We start from the raw sequence: 778 nt of genomic DNA, 5'->3' as shown, positions 1-778 counted from the left end.
GGCGCCCACATCGGATAGTTCGGGTCGAGCCGCATGACCTTGTCGACCATTTGAGCACCGCGTTCTGGTTCACCGAAGCGTGCTGCATAGCCGCTGTAAAAGGTCAGGATTTCGGACGAACCCGGAGCCAGGCGAAGGGCCGTCTCGAATTCGGACTTGCCGCGGCCCATATCGCCCTTATTGGCAAGGCTCATACCAAACACCGCATGGGCTTCAGCGTCGCTCGGATCAAGCCGCACCGCGCGTTCGGCCACATCGGCGGCCACCTTGCGGTTGCTCTCGGGATCGACGCCAAACACGCCCATCAGATCATGAGCATGGTAAAGTTCGACCCAGGCCCGGGCCAGCCCCGGGTCGAGCTCGACGGCGCGGTTGAGCAAGGTGATGGCCTCCTCGTCATCAGCCTTGGTGAGCTTTTCAATCTTCTCGGACCCGAGCAGATAGTAATCATAGGCATTCAGGTTTTCAGGCCGTTTGCGTTTGGCTGCCGCCCGCCCGGCCTCTTGAATCAGTCCCACTCCGCCGCCGAGGCGGTTGGCGACCTGCTCTGCGATTTCTGCCTGAACGGCGAACACGTCCTCAGCCGGCCGGTCCCAATTCTCCGACCAAAGATGGTGGCCGGCTTTTGCATCGATCAACTGTGCTGTGATCCGTACCCGATCACTCTGCCGCTGGATCGAGCCTTCCAGTACAAAGCCGACATGGAGCGCGCTTGCGACCTGGCGGGCATCCACCGGCTTGCCTTTATAAACGTCCGTCGAATTCCGCGCCACCACCT

1 pseudogene is annotated in these 778 nt (G+C 61.1%); it reads right to left on the bottom strand.

Annotation, left to right across the window (positions count from 1 at the left end):
- Positions 1-778, bottom strand: a pseudogene (locus AF337_RS32710) (adenylate/guanylate cyclase domain-containing protein); the annotation flags it as partial.

The organism is Rhizobium ecuadorense (assembly GCF_001187535.1).
Taxonomy (GTDB): domain Bacteria; phylum Pseudomonadota; class Alphaproteobacteria; order Rhizobiales; family Rhizobiaceae; genus Rhizobium; species Rhizobium ecuadorense.
This window is presented reverse-complemented; position numbering and strand designations above follow the sequence as displayed.